Source organism: Micromonospora sp. NPDC023888 (genome assembly GCF_040639415.1).
Lineage (GTDB): Bacteria > Actinomycetota > Actinomycetes > Mycobacteriales > Micromonosporaceae > Micromonospora.
Genome location: NZ_JBEZZW010000096.1, coordinates 1 through 1,556, shown reverse-complemented (window position 1 = coordinate 1,556; position 1,556 = coordinate 1). Strand labels below are relative to the sequence as shown.

Genomic DNA, 1,556 nt, shown 5'->3' with positions numbered 1-1,556 from the left:
GCCCGGTCGTAGAGCGCCTCGCCGACCGGGTCCTGCGCGGCGAGGTCGTGGCTGCCGTACGGGTCCTGCTCGTAGGCGTGCTGGACGTACGGATCCGGGGCGGGAGGCTGTGCCGGGGGCGGGACGTGGCCCGCCGCGGGGAACGCCTCGCCGGAGGGCGCGCTGCCGCCGCCCGCGCCCTGACCGCGGTCACCGTCGTACGGCGCGTTCATGGTTTACCCCACCTCATCGTCCCCGGCCGACCGGCCACGACATCGCTCAACGGTCCACTTTCTCACCCTGGCCCGACGGGTCGGTGCTTTGCGCTCCGGTGTCCGGCGTCGGGTCACTCGGCTGCTCGGGTTCGTCACTCCGCGCAGCCGGACCGTCGGCGTCAGGGCCCGCCTCCGCGTCGTCCTCCGGGTCCGCTTCCGGAGCGTCCCCGGCTTGCGGTTCCGCCTCCGGTGCGTCGGCCGCGTCCGCGTCGCGCGCGGCGGCGCGCTTGCGGTGGGTGTACATCCGGATGCCGGCGAGAGCGAGCAGCAGGAAGCCGCCGGCGATGACCAGCATCACCGTGGGCGTGATCTCGGAGACCTTGACGGTGAAGGTCATCGGCTTGCCGTACGGCTTGCCGTCCTCCGTGTACAGCTGGGCCGTCATCGGGACCGGACCGTTGGCGTTGGCGGAGGCCGTGAACTTCACCGACTGGCTGTGCCCGCCGGCGATCGTCACCGGCAGCTCGGCCACGGCATCGCCGCCGTTCAGCTTCAGCCGGGTCGGCTTGGTCGACGTCAGGCGCAGCACGAGGTGCTCGACGTCCTGGAGCAGCTGGTTCTGGACCGTTACCGGGATGGTGGCGCTGCGCCCCGAGAGGGTGAGGTCGGACTTCTCGATCAGCTGGACCTCGGAGGTCAGATCGAGCAGGTGGACCTGGACGCTCTGCCGGTACGCCGCCGCCGGCTCGGCGCGGCCGCGCCAGGACGTCGACATCTCCCGGTTGATCGCGTTGCCGAAGGGCGTCACGACCCGGGACGCCATGGTCAGGATGACCTTGAAGTTGTCCAGGGTGTCCTGGGTGACCTTCATGGCCTGGAAGGCCTGCACGGGCAGCTCCCGCTTGCGGAGCTTGGCCGGGTACTTCCGGGCGCCCGGGACCTTCGTCGTGGCCCGGTCGTCGGGCTTGGCCGCGGCCGCCGTGAGCAGGTCGCTGGGCTGGGACCAGCGCTGGGCGGACAGGGCGCGCAGTGCGGTGGCCATCGACTGGGCCTGGGCGGCGGTCGGCATCCGCTGCGGGGCGACCACGATGCTGCGCAGCTTGCCCGGCTGCTGCTGGGTCACCGCGAGGGTGTGGGCGAGGAACTGCTGGACGGCCAGCGTCGAGTCGCCCGCCCGCGTCATGTCGCCCTCGAAGGCCGTGGACAGTGACGCGTCGGCCACGACGGCGGTGGTGCCGCCCCCGATGGGACGAGCGGCGTTGGGCGTGTAGGGCAGCTCGTCGCGGATGCTGTCGTTGCGGGCGATCACCTTGTCGGCACCCGCGGAGGTGGCGATGTCGATGATCGACGGGTCGACGGCCC

General features: G+C 72.1%; 2 protein-coding genes. Both read right to left on the bottom strand.

Annotated elements, in window-relative coordinates; translation table 11 throughout:
- Positions 1 to 212, bottom strand: a 212-nt coding sequence (locus AB0F61_RS34185) for a hypothetical protein (protein WP_357818534.1), incomplete at its 3' end; no start/stop codon positions are given.
- Between the two features lie 46 nt (positions 213 to 258).
- Positions 259 to 1,556 (bottom strand): DUF6049 family protein (locus AB0F61_RS34180; protein WP_357818532.1); only part of this gene is annotated, 1,298 nt, incomplete at its 5' end.